Here is a 22,146-nt window from a genome sequence, read left to right as displayed (position 1 = left end):
GACGCCGCGCCTCACGCGGCGGCCGCACCGTCGCGCACGAGGGGCGAGACGAACCAGGAGACACCGTGATGACCGCTGCCGCCCCGCCGTTGCACGCCGCGACGATGCGACGCCTGAACCTGCGCCTGATTCCGTTCCTGATGCTGCTGTACCTCGTCGCGTACATCGACCGCTCGAACATCTCGGTCGCGGCGCTGCAGATGAACGCCGACCTCGGGCTGAGCGCCGAAATGTACGGGTTGGGCGCGGGGCTGTTCTACGTGACCTACATCCTGTTCGAGGTGCCGAGCAACCTGTTCCTCGCGCGGGTCGGCGCACGCCGCTGGATCGCGCGGATCATGATCACGTGGGGCATCGTCGCGGCCGCGATGAGCACCGTCCATACGCCGGGGCAACTCTATGCGATGCGCCTGCTGCTCGGCGCAGCGGAAGCGGGGTTCACACCGGGCATCATCTACTACCTGTCGGCGTGGTATCCGCCGAGCGATCGTGCACGCGCGATGTCGTTCTTCTACATCGGTGCGGCGCTCGCGTCGGTGATCGGGCTGCCGCTGTCCGGCGCGCTGCTGAACCTGAACGGCGTACTCGGCATCGAGGGCTGGCGCTGGCTGTTCCTGCTCGAAGGCGTGCCCGCGCTGCTGCTCGGCTTCGTCGTGCTGCGCCGCCTGCCCGACACGCCCGCCCATGCGCGCTGGCTGCCGGCCGACGAGCGGGCGTGGCTCGAAGCGACACTGCGCGACAGCGCGCCGCGCAAGCATCTGTCGCACGGCGTCGCGCTGCGGCGGGCGTTCGGCGACGGCAAGGTATGGGCGCTCGCCGCGTTCTGGCTGCTGCAGGCGTTCGGCACGATCGGCCTCACGCTGTTCCTGCCGCTGCTCGTGAAGAGCCTGTCGGGGCAATCGAGTTTCGCGGTGGGCAGCCTGTCCGCGCTGCCGTTCCTGTTCGCGTGCGTCGCGATGTACGTGAACGGCCGGCATTCGGATCTCGGCGGCGAACGCGCGCTGCATCTCGGCGTGCCGATGCTGCTGGCCGGCGCGTTGCTGATCGCGGCGATCTATACGCCGACGCTGCCCGTCGCGTATGCGCTGCTCGTGCTCGCGGTCGGCTTCAACTGGGCTGCGACGCCCGTGTTATGGGCCGTGACGACCGAATACGTGTCGGGTCTCACGGCCGCCGCGTCGATCGCGCTGATCAACGCGGTCGCGAACATCGCGGGGCTCGCGCTGCCGCCGGTAATGGGGCGGATCAAGGACGTCACGCATTCGTACGACCTCGCGCTGCTGCTCGTCGCGGTCGCGCTGCTGGCCGGCGGCGTGCTGGCGTTGCGGATCGCGTTGCGACGCGCGACGCCGGTCGCGGTGGGGCGGGCCGGCTGACTGCCGCGCGCGCCGATGCGACACGACGTAAGTCCCGTACGCACGTAGAATCGTCCGACGAAAGCGCAGGTTCCGGGCTTCCGCCCCGGAAACTTCTCTCCACGCTACTCACGTGAACGGACTTCGGGAGCACGCATGTCATCTCGCACGTATCTCGTCACCGGCGCATCGCGCGGCATCGGCCTCGCGATCAGCGCGTTGCTCGCACGGCGCGGCCATCGCGTCATCGGTCTTGCGCGTCACGCGCAGGGCATCGACTTCCCCGGCGAATTGTATGCATGCGATCTCGCCGACATCGAACAGACAGCGGCCGCGCTTGCACGCATCAGCGAGCAGCACGATGTCGACGGCATCGTGAACAACGCGGGCATCGTGTTGCCGCAACCGCTCGGACAGATCGATTTCCATTCGCTGCAGACCGTGTTCGATCTCAACGTGCGGGCCGCGATTCAGGTCACGCAGCACTTCGCGGAGGCGATGAAGGCACGCGGCCACGGGCGCATCGTCAACATCTGCAGCCGCGCGATTTTCGGCAGCCTCGATCGCACCGCGTATTCCGCCGCGAAGAGTGCGCTCGTCGGCTGCACGCACACGTGGGCGCTCGAACTGGCCGAACATGGCGTGACCGTCAACGCGGTGGCGCCGGGCCCGATCGAGACGGAACTGTTCCGGCAAACGCGGCCGGTCGGCAGCGAAGCCGAACGCAAGGTGCTCGCGACGATTCCCGCGCGCCGGCTCGGCACGCCCGACGATGTGGCCGCGGCGATTGCGTTCTTCCTGTCGGACGAAGCCGGCTTCGTCACCGGGCAGGTGCTGGCCGTGGACGGTGGCGGCAGTCTCGGCGGGCGCAGCTGACGCCGACGTCGGCGCATCGGGCGCCGTGGGCGGCGCCCGGCAGCGGCCGGTTTCGGCGCGCATCGCGGGCGCGCACATGTGTGCGCGCTGATGGCGGGTATTCTGCTTGCGCGCATATTCCGCCACCCCGTTAGCATGTGACGAATCGGACTTTGGGTGTCGCGCACGCGACGCTAAGATCGCCGATCCCGTAGATCGAGCGTTCACAACAATGAAAAAGTCCGCGTCGCCGTTGCATGCTTTTCGTTTCCGTGTCGTCTGCGCCGCGATTGCCGGCGCGCTGTCGCTCGCATCGTGCGGCGGCGTCGACAGCGATACCCCGTCGCCACCGGCGAACACCGCGCCGCCGCTGGCCGCGAAACGCCCGAACATCCTGTACGTCATGGCCGACGATCTCGGCTATTCCGACATCCATGCATTCGGCGGCGAGATCAATACGCCGAACCTCGACGCGCTCGTCGCGTCGGGCCGCATCCTGTCGAACCATCACACGGGCACCGTCTGTGCGATCACGCGCGCGATGCTGGTGTCCGGCACCGACCACCATCTCGTCGGCGAAGGCACGATGGGCGTACCGACCGACGAACGGCGCGGGCTGCCCGGCTACGAGGGCTACCTGAACGACCGTGCGTTGTCGTTCGCACAACTATTGAAGGATGCCGGCTACCATACGTACATCGCGGGCAAGTGGCACATCGGCTCGGGGATCGTCGGCAGCGCGACGGGCAGCGGGCAGACGCCCGACCAGTGGGGTTTCGAGCGCAGCTACGTGCTGCTCGGCGGCGCGGCGACGAATCACTTCGCGCACGAGCCGGCCGGCTCGTCGAACTACACGGAAGACGGCCGCTACGTGCAGCCTGGCCAGCCCGGGCAGCCGGGCGGCACGGGCGGCAGCCCGGCCGTGTTCTATTCGACCGATTTCTATACGCAGAAGCTGATCTCGTACATCGATTCGAACCAGCGCGACGGCAAGCCGTTCTTCGCGTACGCGGCCTATACGTCGCCGCACTGGCCGCTGCAGGTGCCCGAGCCGTGGCTGCACAAGTACGCGGGCGTGTATGACGCCGGCTACGACGCGATCCGCAACGCGCGAATCGCGCGGCAGAAGGCGCTCGGCCTGATCCCCGCCGATTTCAAGCCGTTCGACGGCCTGCCTGAAACCACGGCTGCAACACCCGCGACCGCGAACAACGGCACGGCCGCCGCGAAATACATCAGCGCGGTGCATTCGGCCGCGGACGGCTACAGCGACTACGGCCCCGGCAAGGTCGACAAGCTGTGGTCGAGCCTGTCGCCGGCCGAGCGTAAGGCACAGGCGCGCTACATGGAGATCTATGCGGGGATGGTCGAGAACCTCGACTACAACATCGGCCTGCTGATCCAGCACCTGAAGGACATCGGCGAATACGACAACACGTTCATCATGTTCCAGTCGGACAACGGCGCGGAAGGCTGGCCGATCGACGGTGGCGCCGACCCGACGGCGACCGACACCGCGAACGGGCAGGACCCGATCTACTCGACGCTCGGCACCGACAACGGCAAGCAGAACGCACAGCGCCTGCAGTACGGGCTGCGCTGGGCCGAAGTGAGCGCGTCGCCGTTCCGGCTCACGAAGGGCTATTCGGCCGAAGGCGGCGTCTCGACGCCGACGATCGTGCGCCTGCCGGGCCAGACGCAGCAGTTGCCGACGCTGCGCGCGTTCACGCACGTGACCGACAACACGGCGACGTTCCTCGCGGTCGCGGGCGTCACGCCGCCGTCGCAGCCGGCGCCGCCGCTCGTCAACACGCTGACGGGCGTCGACCAGAACAAGGGCAAGGTGATCTACAACAACCGCTACGTGTATCCGGTCACCGGCCAGTCGCTGCTGCCGGTGCTGACGGGCACGGCGACGGGCGAGGTGCATACCGCGCCGTTCGGCGAAGAAGCGTACGGCCGCGCGTACCTGCGCAGCGCCGACGGCCGCTGGAAGGCGTTGTGGACCGAGCCGCCGCTCGGGCCGCTCGACGGTCACTGGCAGCTGTACGACCTCGCGGCGGATCGCGGCGAGACGACCGACGTGTCCGCGCAGAACCCGTCGGTGATCAGCACGCTCGTCGACCAGTGGAAGACCTACATGAGCAACGTCGGCGGTGTCGAACCGCTGCGTCCGCGCGGCTACTACTGAGCCCGGGAGCGACACGATGCGGTTCCGGTTCTGGACGATCGGCGCGGCGCTGGCCGGCACGCTGTTCGCCGCCGCGTTCGCGGCCGGCTATGCGAGTCCCGTCGCACCGGCGGGCGGCGCATTCGACGACGCGAACCGCGGCCGCGCGCTCGCACCGCTCGGCTCGGAGCGACAGTGCGCGCGCTATTCGGGGCTGCCGGCCGGATGGCGCGACGACCCGAAGGCCGGGATGGTGCACCTGCGCGGCGGCGCGTTCGTGTTCGGCAGCACGCGCGGCTATGCGGACGAGCGCCCGGCGGGCGACGGCCGCACGCGAGTCGGCGGGTTCTGGATCGACCAGACCGACGTGACGATCGCGCAGTTCGCCGCGTTCGTGCAGGCGACCGGCTACGTGACCGAGGCCGAGCAGCAGGATGGGGCGGCCGTGTTCCATGTGCCGACGCGCGACGAGATGAACGCGCGCGACCTGGCATGGTGGTCGTGGGTGAAGGGCGCGTCGTGGCGTCATCCGCGCGGGCCGGGCAGCGGTGTCGACGGGCTCGGCAACCTGCCCGTCACGCTCGTCACGCAGCGCGATGCCCTCGCGTATGCGCGCTGGCTCGGCCGCGACCTGCCGACCGAGGCCGAATGGGAATACGCGGGCAAGGCCGGCCGCGACGACGCATCGCTCGACGCGGCGCCGCGCGATCCGCAGGGCAAGCCGGCCGCGAACTACTGGCAGGGCGTGTTCCCGGTGCTCGACATGGCCGAGGACGGCCATGCGGGGCTCGCGCCCGTCGGCTGCTACGCGGCGAACGGGTTCCGGCTCTACGACATGATCGGCAATGTATGGGAATGGACCAAGGACACGTACACGGGCCCGCATCAGTCGCATACGAACGGCGACACGGCGGCCGTCGCGCCGCCGACGCGCCGGCACGATACGCCGATGGTCATCAAGGGCGGCTCGTTCCTGTGCTCGCGCGACTACTGCGTGCGCTATCGCGCGTCGTCGCGCGAACAGCAGGAAGCCGATCTCGGCGCGTCGCATATCGGGTTTCGCACGATTCTGAGGGATGCGTCATGAAGCGCGTCATGGTTTGCGTGGGCGCGTGGCTGATGGCGGCGTGCGCGGTCGTTCATTCGGGTTTGGCCGTTGCCGCCGAATCGGCCGCGCCGGCGGTACGCGTCGGCGTGACGCGCGGTGTGCATGCGCAGATCCTGGATGAAGTGAAGCGGGTCGCCGCGTCGCGAGGATTCGGCATCGACGTCGTCGAATTCGACGATGCGTCGCGCATCGACGCGGCGCTGGCCGACGGCCGGATCGACGCAGCCAGCTTCGAGGATGCACAACAGCTTGCCGCGACGCGCGCGCAGAAACGCTACGCGCTGACCGAAATCGCGCCGACCGTCACGCTGCCGATGGCGCTCTATTCGCGCACGCTGAAGAACCTGAACGAACTGCAGCCCGGTGCGACGGTCGCGATTCCCGCCGATCCGCGCGGGATGGCACGCGCGCTGGTGCTGCTGCAAAACGACACGCTGGTGACGCTGCGCGAGCGGGCGGGGCTGCGTGCGACGCTGCGCGACGTGACCGGCAACCGGCTCGGGCTGAAGCTCGTCGCGCTGCGTCGCGATCGCCTTTATGCTGCGCTCGACACGGCCGCGTTCGTCGCGATCGACAGCGACGATGCCGCGCGTGCCGGGCTGCAGCCCGCGCGCGACAGCATCAGCATCGAGGATGCGCGCTCGCCGTATGCGAACGTGCTGACGGTGCGCGATGCCGATCGCACGAAGCCGTGGGTCGCGCAGCTCGTCGCCGCGTATCACTCGGACGACGTCGCGCGCTTCATCCTCACGCGCTACCAGGATTCGGTGCGGCGGCCGTGGTAGACACCTGGCTGCTCGCGTGCAACGCATGCGGACGCTGCTGCAACAGCGCACCGACGCTGTCGTTGCGCGAACTGTTCCGACATCGGCATCGCTTCGTCGGTGCGCTGACGATCCGCCGCGTGCCGCAGCGTCGAGCGGGCGAGCGCTGGTGGGCGGGCGGCCGCGAACATGCGCTCGATGCGGAAGACGTCGCGACTTCCGATGCGCTGGCGGCGCGGTTGTTTCATCGCGCCGGCGGCCCGGGGAGCGAATGGATCGCGCTGACGCTGCAGGGCTACGACTATCCGTCGCTCGGCCGTTGCGCGGCGCTGGCCGACGACGGACGCTGCAGTGTGCAGGCGGACAAGCCGTCGATCTGCCGCGCGGTGCCGCTCGATCCGATGCTGCCCGACCGCCTGCAGTCCCGCGTGCTGGCCGCGCGGCGCGACGACGCGGGATGGCTCGGCGCGAACTGCATCGTCGAAACGGCGAGCCCGCAATCGTCCGTTGAATCGTCATTCCCGATTCCGCTGGTGACGGCCGGACAGGTCGCGGACCGTGCGGCGCTCGACGCGTATCGCGAAGCGCTGGTGTTCGAGCGTGCGGTGTGGCGCGATGCGGTGTTCGCGTCATTGGTCGGCGGCGGGCAGGATGTGCGTCATGCACTGTCGCGGCTTGCGCCCGGCGGCTACCTGACCGTGTCGATCGTGCCAGTCCTGCTGGCCGTCGCACCGATATCCGCGTATTGCCGCACACGCTGCATCGCGTTCATCGACGCGCAACTCGCGTTGATCGGCATGAACATTGAAACAGCACTCGCGCGCCGGCATGCCGACGATCGGCCCGCGACGCGCGAGTTGCGCGGCTTCGCGCAGGCGCTTGAACGGGCACGGTACGCACTGGCTGCGATGCCGGCGCCGGCGGCCGGCAGCCGTGAGGACGCACCGCGCATCGACGCGTGGCTCGCCGACCTGCCCGACCTCGATACGATCGCCACGTAACGACGGCGGCCTGCCGCACGTGCCTTACAATCGGCGCTCTTTCAATCGCTTTCGATGGAGCAGGCATGTACGCGTCGACCTTCATTTTCCGCGCCGGGCAATACGACGACGAATTCCATCGGCTCGACCGGCAGATCGCCGACATGGCGCGCGCAACGCCCGGCTATCTCGGCGAGGAGACGTGGGAGAACGCCGAATCGGGGCTGATCCAGAACGTCTATTACTGGGAGTCGGAGGCGGCACTGCACCAGCTGATGCAGCACCCGGCACATCTCGAGGCAAAGACGAAGCAGGCGCGCTGGCTGGACGGCTATCGCGTCGTGATTTCGAAAGTGTTGCGCGAGTATGGCGACGGCAAGCTCACGCAGCCGCATGCAGGCCAAGCCGCCTGATTGGCTGTCTGATTCATTTATTTCGTATTACGGATGAATAATCCGGCGGGCAACAATTCGGCCACGGGCCTGCCGTGGGCGCCGGCGACGGCCTGCCTGCGGAACCTGACGGGTCGCGTCGAACGCGACGGTACGGTGACGATCTGGGCGATTACGTCGACGGTCAGCGGCAACGGCGACGTCGGTGCGGATCCGAACCGATTGGTTGCAGTGCGTGACGTGTTGAAGAACACGAGCGCGGCGATGGCTGCGCATGAGCAGTTCGCCGTGCTGCGGACTACGAAGTTCGCGGAAGTGCTGCGGGGAATCGAGTTCGCGCCGGGGACGGATACGGGACGGTCGCACTGAAGCAGGAGAGCCCCCGGCTGATTGATGCCGGGTGACTCGGGCACGGCCGCGCGTTCGTGTGGCCGTGCCCTTCGACTTTATGGTGATGTGGATTCAGTCGGCGCGTCGCGCTTTGCCGTCTTTCGGCTCCGCCCGCGCCGCACGCTGCCCGATCGGGAACATCGCATTCTTGACCGACGTCTGCGCGTCGATGGCCTTGCGGTGATCGATGCCCGGCCTCGCCATCCGCCGGCCCGCACCGCATCAAAGCGCTTCGACCAGCAACCGCTTGCTCTTCTCGCAATACTCATGACAAGCCGCCCGCGCCGCAATCGATGCGCCATGCACGAACCGCGGCGCATCGGCCCGCCGCGACATCGACACGACGATCGACGGCGGCGACGGCTGCAGCGGCAGCTCGACGACTTCACCGCTTTCGATCAACGCATCGACGAACAGCACCGGAATCGCCGCCACGCCGAAACCGTCGCGCACGAGCTGCACGATCACCGAGATCGACGGCGACCCGGTGATGCGCGTGTCCGACAACGGCACGCCGTGCGCATGCGCGAGCGTGCGGACGATATCTTCGAGCGCGCGATGAGGCGCCGTACCGCGCCCGTAGGTGAGAATCGGCTGGCGCAGCACCTGCCGCGCGAGACCCGTGCGCGTGTTCGGCAGCAGCCCCGCGCGCGCGATCCAGCGCACCGGATAGTTCGCGAGCGCATCGCATACGACCGACGCCTCGTCGCTGCCCTCCACGCGGATGATCAGGTCGAGTTCGCCGGCCATCAGCCGGCGCTGCAGCACGACGCTGACGTCGACGGTCAGGTCGATCTCGAGCTGCGGATAGTCGGCCGCCAGCCGCCGCATGTAGTGCGGCAGCCAGCTGTGCACGACGGTCTCGATCACGCCGAGCCGCAGCTTGCCGCGCAGCGCGCTCTCGCCGGACGCGGCGGCCTGCAGCTCCTGCGTCGCCTCGACCACGGCCTTCGCATAGCCGAGCAGGTATTCGCCGTTCGGCGTGAGCCGGAATTCGCGGCTGTCGCGGTCGACGAGTACCGTCTGCAGTTCGTCCTCGAGCGCCTTCAGGCGCTGCGAGATCGCGGCCGGCGTCGCGTGCAGCGCGGCGGCCGTCGTGCGGAAGTTGCGCAGCTTCGCGAGCGTGACGAAGGTTTCGAGAAAACGCGTGTTCATGGCGGGCGGACGGAGGGTGAGCGCGCACTTTGCCGGTGAGGAAAAGTGAACGGAGCCGGGGAAAACCCCGAGACCCGTTAAGAAATTCTATACACGAAGCGCAAAAAAACTCGTTGGCGACAAAATTTTTTCTTTTCTACTCTTCGCTGTATCCGATGACACGCCACCGTCATCCCGACGACATACCGATCTGCGATAGAACCTCATGACGCCTTCCGAATTCCGCCAGTCCGTGCGCCACGGCGCGTTCCGCGGCCCGACCGCCGGCCACTGCGGCCCGTACGCGCAAGCGAACCTCGCGATCCTGCCCGATGCGTATGCGCACGATTTCCTGCGCTTCTGTCAGGCGAATCCGAAAGCCTGCCCGCTGCTGGGCGTCGGCGAACCGGGCGCGTTCCGGGTCGACGTGCTCGGCGAGGATCTCGACATCCGCACCGACGTGCCGAGCTACAACGTCTACCGCGACGGCCACCTGACCGAACGCGTCGAGTCGCTCGAAGCACTGTGGCGCGACGATTTCGTCGTATTCGCGATCGGCTGCTCGTTCTCGTTCGAGGACATGCTGGCGCGCGAAGGGATCGGCCTGCGTCATGTGGAGGAGGGGCGCAACGTGCCGATGTACCGCACGTCGATTCCGAATCGCCGCGCGGGGATCTTCGGCGGCCAGCTCGTCGTGTCGATGCGGCCGCTGCGCGGCGCCGACGCGATTCGCGCGGTGCAGATCACGAGCCGTTTTCCGGGCGTGCACGGCGCCCCGATCCATCTCGGCGATCCGCGCGTACTGGGTATCGCCGACCTGAACGCGCCCGAATTCGGCGACGCGGTGACGATCCGCGACGGCGAGCTGCCGGTGTTCTGGGCATGCGGCGTGACGCCGCAAACCGCGCTGATGGACGCGAAGCTGCCGATCGCGATCGCGCACACGCCCGGCCACATGCTGATGACCGACATCACGAACGCGTCGCTGGCCGTGTTCTGAGCCCGGACGACGACAACCCGACCCGCACGGCACGCCGCACGCGCGACAATCATTTGACGGCGCATAACGACAGGAGCACCACCATGGAAAGCAAGACCCTCGCGGCGCACGCCGCGGAGCCCGCGAGCCCCGAGCGCAACGGCCTGTTCTCGTGGTACGGGGACGCGCAGCCGCGCGAGCGACGCGCGTTCTGGAGCTGCAAGGTCGGCTACATGCTCGACGGGATGGACACGCAGATGCTGTCGTTCGTGATCCCGACGCTCGTCGCGACCTGGGGCATCTCGCTCGCGGACGCGGGCTTCATCGGCACGATCACGCTGCTCGCGTCGGCGGCCGGCGGCTGGATCGCCGGCATCCTGTCCGACCGGATCGGCCGCGTGCGCACGCTGCAGCTCACCGTGCTGTGGTTCGCCGTGTTCACCGCGCTGTGCGGGCTCGCGCAGAACTACCACCAGCTGCTCGCGGCGCGCGCGCTGATGGGCTTCGGCTTCGGCGGCGAATGGACGGCCGGCGCGGTGCTGATCGGCGAAGTGATCCGCGCGCGCGATCGCGGCAGGGCGGTCGGCCTCGTGCAGTCGGGCTGGGCGATCGGCTGGGGGCTGTGCGCGCTGCTGTATGCGCTGCTGTTCTCGGTGCTGCCGGCCGAGCAGGCGTGGCGCGCGCTGTTCCTCGTCGGGCTGGCGCCCGCGCTGCTGGTCGTCGCGATCCGCCGCTACGTGAAGGAGCCGGACGTCTACGAGAAGGAGAAGGCCGCGCAGGCGAAAGTGGCCGATGCGCCGCGCCTGACCGAGATCTTCGCGCCGAAGCTGATCACGACGACGCTGCGCGCGGCGCTGCTGACGACCGGCGCGCAGGGCGGCTACTACGCGATCACGACGTGGCTGCCGACCTTCCTGAAGACCGAGCGGCACCTCACGGTGATGGGTACCGGCGGCTATCTCGCGATGATCATCTTCGGCTCGTGGGTCGGCTACCTGACGAGCGCGTACCTGACCGACCGTCTGGGCCGCAAGCCGAACTTCATCCTGTTCGCGGTCGGCTCGATGGTGATCGCGTTCGCATACACGTCGCTGAACCTGACCAACGCGTCGATGCTGTGGCTCGGCTTCCCGCTCGGCTTCTTCGCATCGGGCATCTTCTCGGGGATGGGCGCGTTCCTCACCGAACTGTTCCCGACCCGCGTGCGCGGTTCCGGCCAGGGCTTCTGCTACAACGTGGGCCGCGCGATCGGTGCGCTGTTCCCGTTCCTGATCGGCGCGCTGTCCAAGCAATACGGGCTCGGCACGAGCATCGGCATCTTCGCGGTCGCCGCGTACGGCGTGGTGATCGTCGCGGCGCTGACGCTGCCCGAGACACGCGGCCGCGAACTCGACGCCGCATAAGCGGCAAGGGCGGCCCGCCCTTCGTTTTTCTTCCCCTTTGACCGACCCCGTGACACGGCGCGCGACGCGCGCCGTGCGGCAGCGCTCATCCCTCGATTCCACGACGCATCGACCCGACACCATGACTGACCGACACCTTTCCCCCGTTCCCTCCGACGCTGCACGCTGGCAATTCTGGATCGACCGCGGCGGCACGTTCACCGACATCGTCGCGCGCCGGCCCGACGGCACGCTCGTCACGCACAAGCTGCTGTCGGAGAACCCCGAGCAGTACCGCGACGCGGCCGTGGCCGGGATCCGCCACCTGCTCGGCCTCGCGGCCGGAGAGCCGATCACGCCCGAGCGCGTCGACATGGTGAAGATGGGCACGACGGTCGCGACCAACGCGCTGCTCGAACGCAAGGGTGAACGCACCGCGCTCGCGACGACGCGCGGCTTTCGCGACGTGCTGCGCATCGCGTACCAGAACCGGCCGCGCCTGTTCGATCTCGACATCGTGCTGCCCGACGCGCTGTACGAATCCGTCGTCGAGATCGACGAGCGGATCGGCGCACACGGCGACATCGTCGTGCCGCTCGACGTTCGGGGTGCCGAAGCGTCGCTGCGCCGCGTGTTCGACTCGGGCATGCGTGCGCTCGCGATCGTGCTGATCCATGGCTATCGCTACACCGCGCACGAACGCATGCTGGCCGAACTCGCGCGCCGCATCGGCTTTACGCAGGTGTCGGTGTCGCACGAGGTGTCGCCGCTGATGAAGATGGTGTCGCGCGGCGATACGACCGTCGTCGACGCCTACCTGTCGCCGATCCTGCGCCGCTATGTCGAGCAGGTCGCGCACGAGATGCCGGGCGTGAACCTGCAGTTCATGCAGAGCAGCGGCGGGCTGACGCGCGCCGACGCATTCCAGGGCAAGGACGCGATCCTGTCGGGCCCGGCCGGCGGCATCGTCGGGATGGTGCGCGCCGCGCAGGCGGCCGGCTTCGAGCGCGTGATCGGCTTCGACATGGGCGGCACGTCGACCGACGTGTCGCACTATCACGGCGAGTTCGAGCGCGTGTTCGAGACGCAGGTGGCCGGCGTGCGGATGCGCGCGCCGATGATGAGCATCCATACGGTGGCCGCGGGCGGTGGCTCGGTGCTCGGCTTCGACGGCGCGCGGCTGCGCGTCGGGCCCGAGTCGGCCGGCGCGAACCCGGGGCCGGCGGCCTACCGGCGCGGCGGCCCGCTGACGGTGACCGACTGCAACGTGATGCTCGGCAAGATCCAGCCCGATCATTTCCCGCGCGTGTTCGGCCCGCACGCGGACGAACCGCTCGACCGCGACGGCGTGGTCGCGAAGTTCGCGGCGCTCGCCGACGAGATTCACGCGGCGACCGGGCGGCGCGAGACGCCCGAGGCGCTCGCCGAAGGCTTCCTGGAAATCGCGATCGGCAGCATGGCGAATGCGATCAAGAAGATTTCCGTGCAGCGCGGCCACGACGTGTCGCGCTACGTGCTGACGACCTTCGGCGGCGCGGGTGGCCAGCACGCGTGCGGCGTGGCCGACGCGCTCGGCATGACGCAGGTGTTCGCGCATCCGCTGGCGGGCGTGCTGTCCGCATACGGAATGGGCCTCGCCGACCAGACCGCGATGCGCGAGCGCGCGGTCGAGGCCGTGTTGTCCGACGATTCGCTGCCGGCGCTGAATGCCGCGCTCGACCGGCTGGCCGACGAAGCCGTGGGCGCGCTGCTCGAACAGGGCGTGCCGCCGGAGCGGATCGCGACCGAGCGGCGCGTGCACCTGCGCTACCAGGGCACCGATTCGGCGCTCGACGTGCCGGCCGGCAGCGTCGAAGCGATGCAGCAGGCGTTCGAGGCCGCCTACCGGCAACGCTACGCGTTCCTGATGCCCGGCACGCCGCTCGTCGCCGAGCTCGCGTCGGTCGAGGCGATCGGCCGCTCGGACGCGCCGGTGGAGATCGCACCGCTCGCGCCGCGCAGCCAGGGCAACGGCGACGCAGCCGCGCTGCGCGCCCATTCCGCGGTGCGCTTTTATTCCGGCGGCCAATGGCACGACGCGGCGCTTTACGTGCGCGACACGCTGCTGGCCGGCGACGCGATCGACGGCCCCGCGATCGTCGCGGAGAAGAACGGCACGACCGTCGTCGAGCCCGGCTGGCGTGCGCAGATGACCGCGCAGGGCAACCTCGTGCTGACACGCACGACGCCGCTGCCGACGCGCCGCTCGCTCGGCACCGATGCCGATCCGGTGCGGCTCGAGATCTTCAACAACCTGTTCATGTCGATCGCCGAGCAGATGGGGCTACGGCTGCAGAACACCGCGTACTCGGTGAACATCAAGGAGCGGCTCGACTTCTCGTGCGCGATCTTCGACGGCGACGGCAACCTGATCGCGAACGCGCCGCACATGCCCGTGCACCTCGGCTCGATGGGCGAGAGCATCCGCACGGTGATCGAGCGCAACCGCGGCCGCATGCGCGACGGCGACGTGTTCATGCTGAACGACCCGTATCACGGCGGCACGCACCTGCCGGACGTGACGGTCATCACGCCGGTGTTCGCGGACGGCTCGGACGCGCCGCTGTTCTATGTCGGTTCGCGCGGCCACCACGCGGACATCGGCGGCACGACGCCGGGCTCGATGCCGCCCGACTCGACCCACATCGACGAGGAGGGCGTGCTGATCGACAACTGGCAGCTCGTGTCGGCCGGCACGCTGCGCGATGCGCAAACCCGCGCGCTGCTCGCATCGGGCCGCTACCCGGCGCGTAACGTCGAGCAGAACATGGCCGACCTGCGCGCGCAGGTCGCCGCGAACCAGAAGGGCGTCGACGAGCTGCGCCGGATGGTCGCGCAGTTCGGCCGCGACGTCGTGCTCGCGTTCATGGGGCACGTGCAGGACAACGCGGAAGAAGCCGTGCGGCGCGTGATCGGCGCGCTGCAGGACGGCGCGTACCGCTATCCGCTCGACAACGGTGCGGAGATTCGCGTCGCGATCCGCGTCGACCGGGCGGCGCGGCGCGCGGAAATCGATTTCACGGGCACGTCCGCGCAACTCGACAACAACTTCAACGCGCCGAAGGCCGTGTGCATGGCCGCCGTGCTGTACGTGTTCCGCACGCTGGTCGGCGACGACATCCCGCTGAACGCCGGGTGCCTGAAGCCGCTCACGGTGATCGTGCCCGCGCGCTCGATGCTGAACCCCGAGTATCCGGCGGCGGTCGTGTCGGGCAACGTGGAGACCTCGTCGGCGATCACCAACGCGCTGTACGGCGCGCTCGGCTGCGTCGCGTCGAGCCAGGGAACGATGAATAACTTCACATTCGGCAACGATCGCTACCAGTACTACGAGACGATTGCAGGCGGCAGTGGTGCCGGTGACGGGTTCGCGGGCGTCGGCGCGGTGCAGACGCACATGACGAACTCGCGGCTCACCGATCCGGAGGTGCTCGAATGGCGCTACCCGGTGCGGCTCGACTCGCACCGGATCCGCGCCGGGTCGGGCGGCGGCGGGCGCTGGCGCGGCGGCGACGGCGCGGTGCGGCGGATTCGCTTCCTGGAGCCGATGACCGCGTCGATCCTGTCGAACAACCGGATCCACGCGCCGTTCGGCGCGGCGGGCGGCGAGGCCGGCGCGCTCGGCCGCAACACGATCGAGCGCGCGGACGGCACGGTCGAGGCGCTCGACCATATCGGCCGCGCGCAGATGGCGCCGGGCGACGTATTTGTCGTCGAAACCCCGGGCGGCGGCGGATACGGCGCGGCGGGCTGAGCCGTGCAGCCGGTGCCGGCGCGCCGCGCCGGTGCTCGAACCGCATTGCAACGGACTGTGGAATAAAGCCGCGCATTGACGCACGAACGGAATCAAAATCGACGGAAAGCCGGGTCGCCGGAAGGCGATCCGACCCTGTCTCCACGCGCCTGCCAATGCGCTGCCGCAGAATCCTGAAATCGGCCGTAAACGCCCGCCTGGCGGGGCACTCAGCCCGACTCGCCGAGCCCGTTGCGCACCGCCGCAACCGCGATGGATCAGCCTGCCAATCATGAAAAATCCGGCTTGCCAATCGAGTCCCAATTCCTTGACACTCTGCTCTAATTGTGAGTGCCATTCCTGATCGTCATTTGATAAGATGGCTCTCATCATTCGTTAGGCAGCACCTGCGCGCATGACGCGCGAACGCCGGGTCGCATTAGCGGGAAACAAAGTACGGGACGAGGCCCATCATCACGGCACTCACGGCCGCCTTGCCGGGCGCGCATGACGCGCGGCCCGGAGCGGCGGTCGGCCGGCCCGCCTCCGTCTACACTGTGCGTTTTTTTCTGGATCGGGGCGTCTCCATGGATGACGAAAACGATAGCGCGGTGCTCGAGGCGCACGTCGGTACGCGCAGCCCCTGCTGGCGTCTCGGCAGCGACAGCAACGCACTCGAACTGGCGGCCGTCCGCGGCCTGACCAACGTCGCCGTTGCACTGACGGGCGAACAGGCCGCGTGTGTCCGCGCGCTGACCGGCGTCACGTCGCACCTCGTGCTCGACATCGCGCTGTTCGGCGAACCGGTCAAGCTCCACCTCGTCGGCAGGAAGGTCGACACGACCGACTGGGCCGGAACGGCTTGCGCCTATTCCGATGCCGAATCCGTCGCGGGCGATCTCTCGCACGGGCTCGCGTTCGCCGAGCAGGTCGTGTCCGAAGTGAATTCGCTCGTGGTGATCCTCGACCGCAACGGGAGGGTGCAGCGCTTCAACCGCCTGTGCGAGGAAGTGACGGGCAAGCGCGAGGTCGACGTGATCGGCCGCAGCGCGTTCGAGCTGTTCATGAGCCCGGAGCAGGGCGCGCAGTCGCGCACCAACATCACGGGCTTTTTCGCGAGCAACCACTCGTTCGCGGTCGAGCGCTACATCAACACGGTCAACGGGCCGCGCCTGTTCCAGTTCCGCAACAAGTTCGTGCAGAGCGGCAGCGGCGTCGAGGAGCAGTTCCTGATCTGCTCGGGCATCGACATCACCGAGGAGCGCAACGCGCAGCAGCGGCTCATCGAACTCGCGAACACCGACGTGCTGACCGGCCTGCCGAACCGCCATGCGATCAGCGAGCGCATCCACGCGGCGATCGCCGCCGAGACCGCCGAGACGCGCGGGCAGGTCGGCATCCTGTTCCTCGATCTCGACAACTTCAAGCGCGTCAACGATCACTACGGGCACATCACCGGCGACCGGCTGCTGCAGGACGTATCGAAGATCATCAGCGGCTGCCTGCCGTCCGGCGCGACGCTCGCGCGGCTCGGCGGCGACGAATTCCTCGTGCTGTTCGAGCACGGCACGCGGCCGCTGCTCGAGGCGACCGCGCAGATCATTCTCGAACGGCTGCGCACGCCGATTCATCTCGGGCTGATGGAGGTCTACACGAGCTGCTCGATCGGGATCGCGATGCATCCGCAGCACGGCGATTCCCTCGAGACGCTGATCCGCAGCGCGGATACCGCGATGTACGTCGCGAAGGAGGAGGGCAAGCATACGTATCGCGTGTTCTCGCTGGAGATGAACCAGAAGGTCGCGAAGTACATGTGGCTCGACACGAACCTGCGCAAGGCGCTCGAAGAGGAGCAGTTCGTGCTGCACTACCAGCCGGTCGTCGATATCGCGACCGGCGACGTGCACGGTGTCGAGGCGCTGATCCGCTGGCAGTCGCCCGATCGCGGGCTCGTCGCGCCGGTCGAGTTCATCCGCTTCGCGGAGGAGTCGGGCCTGATCGCGCCGCTCGGGCGCTGGGTGATGCGTACCGCGGCCGCGCAGGCCGCCGCATGGAAGGCGAAGGGGCTCGGCATCCGGATCGCGGTGAACGTGTCCGCGCGGCAGTTGCAGGACATGAACATCGTGCACCAGTTGGCGTCGATCCTCGACGCCGCGGGGCTCAAGCCCGGCCTGCTCGACATCGAGCTGACCGAGAGCTGCTTCATCGAGGACGAGGATGCGGCCAACGGGCTGATGCGACAGTTCCGCCAGCTCGGCGCGGAGATCCATCTCGACGATTTCGGCACCGGCTATTCGTCGCTGTCGCAGTTGTCGCGCCTGCCGCTCGACGCGATCAAGCTCGACCGCAGCTTCATCACGGGCATCGACCGCAATCCGCGCTCGCAGGCGCTGGTGCGCTCGGTCGTGTCGCTCGCGAAGGCGCTGAATTTCGCGGTGGTCGCCGAAGGCGTCGAAACGCATGCGGAAGCCGAATTCCTCAAGCAGCTCGACGTCGATCATGCGCAGGGCTACTACTACGCCCGCCCGATGCCGGCACAGGCGTTCGAGGCGTGGCTCGCGGAGACGAGGAAGCTCAGGCTGATCGCCTGAGCTTCGTTCACGAACGGGCGCCGCCAGCCAGCGGCGGCGCCCGCCGCGTTACACCGTGCGCAGCTTCGACACGCGCCGGTTCTGCAGCATCACGAGGCGTTCCATGTACGCGAGGTCCTTCGGCTCGATCGTGAACGCCGCATGCACCCACGCTTCCGTGATGTCCATCAGCTCGGAGCGCGTCAGCTGGAACACCCGCTCGCGCGCGCGCAGCATCGCGCGCACCCCGTTCAGCTTCGGCTTCGTCACGTCGATGAAGGTGCGCGTCGCGAGATACGCGTCGCCCGCATCGAACGTCTGGTCGACCAGCCCGCGATCCTCATACCACTCGGAGGCGTGCGCTTCACCGGTCGAGATCAGTTCCTCCGCAATGCCCCGATCGGCCTTGCGCGCGACGAGCGAATAGCCGCCCATGCCCGGGAACAGGTTGAACGCGATCTCGGGAAACCCGAGCTTCACGCCCTTCTGCGCGAGCACGTAGTGATGCGCGAGCGCGGCCTCGAAGCCACCGCCGAGCGCGCTGCCCTCGACCATCGCGATCGAGATCGCCCCGGTGCCGAAGCCCGTGTAGATCTCGTACACGCCGTCGATGCACGAGCGCGCATAGGCCATCAGCAGGTCGCGCTTGCCGCTGCGGATCGCGTCGACGAAAAAGCTCAGGTCGCCGCCGACGTTGAACAGCTCGGGGACGAGCGAGCCCGTCACCCAGAAGTCGAACGGCAGGCCAGAGTCGCGGGCGACGCGCGCGAGATGGATGATGTCGGTAACGAGTTGCTGGTTGAAGCACGGCCGCGGCTCCGATCGCAGCATCATCCACATGACATTACGTCCCTCTTCATAAAAGGCAGTCAGTTGCGTGAGTTCGCCGGCCTCATAAAACGGGCGGCACGCGGGATGGGATTGGAGTTGCATGGTATGTCCTCGTGAGATGTGGTTTTTGAAGACCGTCGTGCCCGGTGCCGAGCGGGAGGCGAGTGTCCTGCAGGGCGCCGGGCGCGAGGCATCGCCATTGTTGCGCGCGCACAAAAGTCGAATTGCGAGGAACCACGCACGACCGGGACGCGGGTGGCGGTCGCATCGGTGCGGGCGGGGAGGGCGGCGGCGAGCGGGGCGGGCCGGTATCGGGCGAAGGTGGGCGGTGCGTCGGACAGTGCGTCGGGCGGGGCCGGCAGGCGTGCGAAGGCGGCCGGAAAGGGTGCCGTGCAGGTTCGCCGCGTTGCGCGAATGCGTGTAAACGGCCGATCCGGCGCGTGGCCGCCGGCGTTGTCCGCTTACATGCTGAAAGCAGTGCCGGGCCGCTGTGCGGCTCCTATGGAAGATGCGGACTGGCGCCGCACCCGTGCGTCGATTAGCGTTAAAGGATCACGCCGCGCGTGGCGCCAGGCGTGCCGGGAGGGGACCATGACCACGTTCCAGAAAGTGTGGCAGTTGCTCGTCGGAAAGCCGCTCGACCCGCTCGATCCGCGCACGCGGCATGCGATCGCCGTGACGCCGCTGCTGGCCTGGGTCGGGCTCGGCGCCGACGGGTTGTCGTCGTCGTGCTACGGCCCGGAGGAGGCGTTTCTCGCGCTCGGCCAGCACCATGCGCTCGCGCTGTTTCTCGCACTCGCGACGGCGGCGACCGTGTTCATCATCGCGCTCGGCTACAACCAGGTGATCGAGCTGTTCCCGACGGGCGGCGGCGGGTATCGCGTCGCGACAGCGCTGCTCGGCTCGAAGCCAGGGCTTGTGTCGGGCGCGGCGCTGCTGGTCGACTACGTGCTGACCGTCGCGACGTCGCTCGCGAGCGGCGTCGACGCGTTCTTCAGCCTGCTGCCGGTGAGCGCGCAGGCGTTCAAGCTCACGACCGAGATCGTGCTGATCCTGATGATGACGGGGCTCAATTTCCGCGGAATGCGCGAATCGATCATGGTGCTGCTGCCGATCTTCATCGGCTTCGTGATCCTGCACTTCGGGCTGATCGTGTATGGCGTCGCCGTGCACGGCAGCAGCCTCGCGATGGTGGTGCCCGACGCCGTGCACGAAGCGCACGGCATGTCGCAGTCGCTCGGCCTGTTCGTGCTGCTCGCGCTGCTGATGCGCGCGTTCTCGCTCGGCGGCGGTACTTATACGGGCCTCGAGGCGGTGTCGAACAACGTGAACATGCTCGCCGATCCGCGCGTGCCGAACGGCAAGGTGACGATGTGGTACATGTCGACGTCGCTCGCGTTCACGGCCGGCGGCATCATCCTGCTGTACATGCTGTGGCACGCACGGCCCGTCGAAGGCCAGACGCTCAACGCGGTCGTGTTCGGCAGCGTGATCGACCATCTCGGGCTCGGCTCGGCATTCGCGCGCCACGCATTGCTCGCGGCCGTGCTCGCGTTCGAGGCCGGGCTGCTGATGGTCGGCGCGCAGACGGGCTTCCTCGACGGCCCGGCCGTGCTGTCGAACATGGCGTCGGATTCGTGGGTGCCGCGCCATTTCCGCGATCTGTCGACGCGCCTCGTGCGGCAGAACGGCATCATCGTCGTCGGGCTGTCGAGCCTGCTGATTCTCTTGTGGACGCACGGCAGCGTCGACGTGCTCGTCGTGCTGTACAGCATCAACGTGTTCCTCACGTTCAGCCTGTCACTGCTCGGGCTGTGCACGTACTGGTGGCGCCATCGCCGCGAGCAGGGCTGGTTCAAGCACTTCTTCCTGTCGGCACTCGGGCTGAGCGTGACGGCAACCGTGCTCGTCATCACGCTGATCGAGAAGTTCACGGCGGGCGGCTGGCTCACGGTGCTCGTGACGAGCGCGGTGATCGCGCTGTGCTTCATGATCAACCGCCACTACGCCTATACGCGTGCACAGCTCGCGAAGGAAGACGCGCTGTTCTCGGGGAAGACGCCCGAAGTCGACGAGGCCACCGCGCCGGGCAAGCCCGACCCGTCGCAGCCGACGGCCGTGCTGCTGGTCGGCAAGCATCGCGGCGCGAGCATGCACGCGCTGCTGTGGGTCAACCGGCTGTTTCCCGGGCACTTCCGCAACGTGATCTTCCTCGCGGTCGGCGAAGTCGACGCGAAGGCGTACGACGGTCACGAGCATCTCGAACGGCTGCGCCATGCGATCACCGAAGCGCTCGACTACTATGTCGCGCACTGCCGCCGCAACGGTATCGCGGCCGACTACCGGATCGCATTCGGCACGAACCCCGTCGTCGAATTCATGAACCTGGCTTCGTCGACGCTCGACGAATACCCGAACGCCGTGTGCTTCGCGAGCAAGCTGATCTTCCGGCGCGTGAATTTCCTCACGGCCTGGCTGCACAACCAGACGCCCGTCGAGCTGCAGGCGCGCCTGCACGTCGAGGGCAAGCAGATGGTGCTGCTGCCGATGAACGTCGGGTAGCGGCGGGCGGCAGGACCGCACGCGGTTTTGTGTCGTGCCCGCTGCGGGTCGAACCTCCGCCGGCGGTCTTGCGTCGTACGCTCGAACGACGCGCGCATGACGGCCGGCCTTCCGTGCGGCGCACTGCGTCGGCGCGTTACGGATGACGATGCGTATGCGAACGCGGCCGCCGTGCGGGCTTGCGCTGCAACTGGTCGCGAATCCGATTACGGCTGCGCCCTTCCGCGAAGAACAGCGCGGCAAGCATGACGACCGCAAGCAGGACGAGGGTCGAGACGAGGTCGTGTTCCACCATGTCGCCTCCGATCGGGAGGAGGTTGCGCTCCAGGTGAGCGCCGTGGTTGGGGTCAGCCTGCGGGGATGAAGCCGCCGGCGCGCGGGCGTTCGTGTCCGACCTCACGGATCGGATGAGCGGGCTTGCGCGGCATTTGATCGGATGAATGAAGGCCGCGCCGCGCATCCCGCCGTGCGCGGCGGATCGCCGTCACGTCAGCATCGGCACGGCTTCGACCAGCAGGATACCGATGAGCGCGCCGATCGCGGCGCCGATCAGTTTCGGATGCCACCGCCCGAGATGCAGCTTCGTCAGCAGCGCGCCGAACAGGATCACGCCCAGCAGCGTGAATAGCACCACGAGGAAGCCGGTTTCGAAATCGCTGTTGATCACGGCCATGATGCCTCCTTGCCCATGTTGGGCACGCCGCGTTCGTCGAGACGGCGCTTGTCCTGGCGAGATCGCGCACGCAATGTGACCTGATTTGATTATAGGTTGCGCCAGCCGTCAATTGCGCGTGCGTGCGGCGCCTCGCGGCGCGACCGTGCCGCATCGCCGCGCGCCGCTTGACGCTCGCCGATGCGTCACCCACACTGGGCTGCAAGGCGGCGTGCGACAGGCGCGCGTG

General features: G+C 68.1%; 17 protein-coding genes. 13 read left to right on the top strand and 4 right to left on the bottom strand.

The features are described from left to right. Window positions 1-68: 68 nt before the first annotated feature. The 8 genes from CFB82_RS30560 to CFB82_RS30525 all read left to right on the top strand — a co-directional run bounded on the left by CFB82_RS30560 (window position 69) and on the right by CFB82_RS30525 (window position 7,993). The gene (locus CFB82_RS30560; RefSeq protein ID WP_089486485.1) at window positions 69-1,376 is read left to right on the top strand and encodes an MFS transporter; all 1,308 of its coding nucleotides are present in this window, start codon (window positions 69-71) and stop codon (window positions 1,374-1,376) included. Between the two features lie 135 nt (window positions 1,377-1,511). Further along, window positions 1,512-2,231 (top strand): SDR family oxidoreductase, encoded by a 720-nt coding sequence (locus tag CFB82_RS30555; protein ID WP_089486484.1) that lies wholly within the window; start codon window positions 1,512-1,514, stop codon window positions 2,229-2,231. Between the two features lie 211 nt (window positions 2,232-2,442). Then, complete coding sequence (locus tag CFB82_RS30550) at window positions 2,443-4,401, top strand: arylsulfatase (RefSeq protein ID WP_089486483.1); 1,959 nt, start codon at window positions 2,443-2,445, stop codon at window positions 4,399-4,401. 16 nt (window positions 4,402-4,417) lie between these two features. Then, window positions 4,418-5,467 carry a formylglycine-generating enzyme family protein gene (locus CFB82_RS30545; protein WP_089486482.1) on the top strand — a complete coding sequence of 350 codons (1,050 nt, stop codon included), beginning with the start codon at window positions 4,418-4,420 and terminating at the stop codon, window positions 5,465-5,467. Continuing rightward, window positions 5,464-6,273, top strand: coding sequence for a MetQ/NlpA family lipoprotein (locus CFB82_RS30540; protein ID WP_089486481.1), 810 nt, complete (start codon window positions 5,464-5,466; stop codon window positions 6,271-6,273). The genes CFB82_RS30545 and CFB82_RS30540 overlap by 4 nt, the downstream gene beginning before the upstream one ends. Beyond that, window positions 6,267-7,253 carry a flagellin N-methylase gene (locus CFB82_RS30535; RefSeq protein ID WP_089486480.1) on the top strand — a complete coding sequence of 329 codons (987 nt, stop codon included), beginning with the start codon at window positions 6,267-6,269 and terminating at the stop codon, window positions 7,251-7,253. Before CFB82_RS30540 ends, CFB82_RS30535 begins: the two co-directional genes overlap by 7 nt. Window positions 7,254-7,318: 65 nt before the next feature. After that, window positions 7,319-7,645: an antibiotic biosynthesis monooxygenase family protein gene (locus CFB82_RS30530; RefSeq protein ID WP_069250811.1), complete on the top strand. Its 327-nt coding sequence runs from the start codon at window positions 7,319-7,321 to the stop codon at window positions 7,643-7,645. 33 nt (window positions 7,646-7,678) lie between these two features. Then, on the top strand, window positions 7,679-7,993 hold the full coding sequence (locus tag CFB82_RS30525) for a hypothetical protein (RefSeq protein ID WP_235986538.1): 315 nt from the start codon (window positions 7,679-7,681) through the stop codon (window positions 7,991-7,993). A gap of 243 nt (window positions 7,994-8,236) precedes the next feature. On the opposite strand, the gene CFB82_RS30520 is transcribed toward CFB82_RS30525, so the two are convergent. Next, complete coding sequence (locus CFB82_RS30520; RefSeq protein ID WP_011356169.1) at window positions 8,237-9,169, bottom strand: LysR family transcriptional regulator; 933 nt, start codon at window positions 9,167-9,169, stop codon at window positions 8,237-8,239. Window positions 9,170-9,374: 205 nt separating this feature from the next. Between CFB82_RS30520 and CFB82_RS30510 the strand changes: the two genes are divergently transcribed. The 4 genes from CFB82_RS30510 (at window position 9,375) to pdeR (ending at window position 17,872) form a co-directional block, all read left to right on the top strand. Next, complete coding sequence (locus CFB82_RS30510; protein ID WP_089486479.1) at window positions 9,375-10,148, top strand: putative hydro-lyase; 774 nt, start codon at window positions 9,375-9,377, stop codon at window positions 10,146-10,148. Between the two features lie 83 nt (window positions 10,149-10,231). Next, a complete protein-coding gene (locus CFB82_RS30505; RefSeq protein ID WP_069250815.1) occupies window positions 10,232-11,530 on the top strand; it encodes an MFS transporter in 1,299 nt (432 codons plus the stop codon). A 121-nt stretch (window positions 11,531-11,651) separates the two neighbouring features. Next, window positions 11,652-15,302 carry a hydantoinase B/oxoprolinase family protein gene (locus CFB82_RS30500; RefSeq protein ID WP_089486478.1) on the top strand — a complete coding sequence of 1,217 codons (3,651 nt, stop codon included), beginning with the start codon at window positions 11,652-11,654 and terminating at the stop codon, window positions 15,300-15,302. A gap of 566 nt (window positions 15,303-15,868) precedes the next feature. Further along, entirely contained in the window at window positions 15,869-17,872 is a 2,004-nt protein-coding gene (gene pdeR / locus CFB82_RS30495; RefSeq protein WP_089447123.1) for a cyclic di-GMP phosphodiesterase, read from the top strand. A gap of 48 nt (window positions 17,873-17,920) precedes the next feature. Here the strand turns inward: pdeR and CFB82_RS30490 are convergent, their stop codons facing one another. Then, a complete protein-coding gene (locus CFB82_RS30490) occupies window positions 17,921-18,784 on the bottom strand; it encodes a crotonase/enoyl-CoA hydratase family protein (protein WP_069250818.1) in 864 nt (287 codons plus the stop codon). A 489-nt stretch (window positions 18,785-19,273) separates the two neighbouring features. On the opposite strand from CFB82_RS30490, the gene CFB82_RS30485 reads away from it, so the two are divergent. After that, window positions 19,274-21,244, top strand: a complete 1,971-nt coding sequence (locus CFB82_RS30485) for an APC family permease (RefSeq protein ID WP_089486477.1) — start codon at window positions 19,274-19,276, stop codon at window positions 21,242-21,244. Window positions 21,245-21,380: 136 nt separating this feature from the next. Here the strand turns inward: CFB82_RS30485 and CFB82_RS43445 are convergent, their stop codons facing one another. Continuing rightward, entirely contained in the window at window positions 21,381-21,539 is a 159-nt protein-coding gene (locus CFB82_RS43445; RefSeq protein ID WP_156814615.1) for a hypothetical protein, read from the bottom strand. Between the two features lie 189 nt (window positions 21,540-21,728). Then, complete coding sequence (locus CFB82_RS30480; RefSeq protein ID WP_069250820.1) at window positions 21,729-21,917, bottom strand: hypothetical protein; 189 nt, start codon at window positions 21,915-21,917, stop codon at window positions 21,729-21,731. Between the last annotated feature and the right edge of the window lie 229 nt (window positions 21,918-22,146).

Source organism: Burkholderia sp. HI2714 (assembly GCF_002223085.1).
GTDB classification, from domain to species: Bacteria; Pseudomonadota; Gammaproteobacteria; order Burkholderiales; family Burkholderiaceae; genus Burkholderia; species Burkholderia lata_D.
Note: the sequence above shows the minus strand (reverse complement) of the source record. Positions and strands in the feature narration are given on the sequence as shown.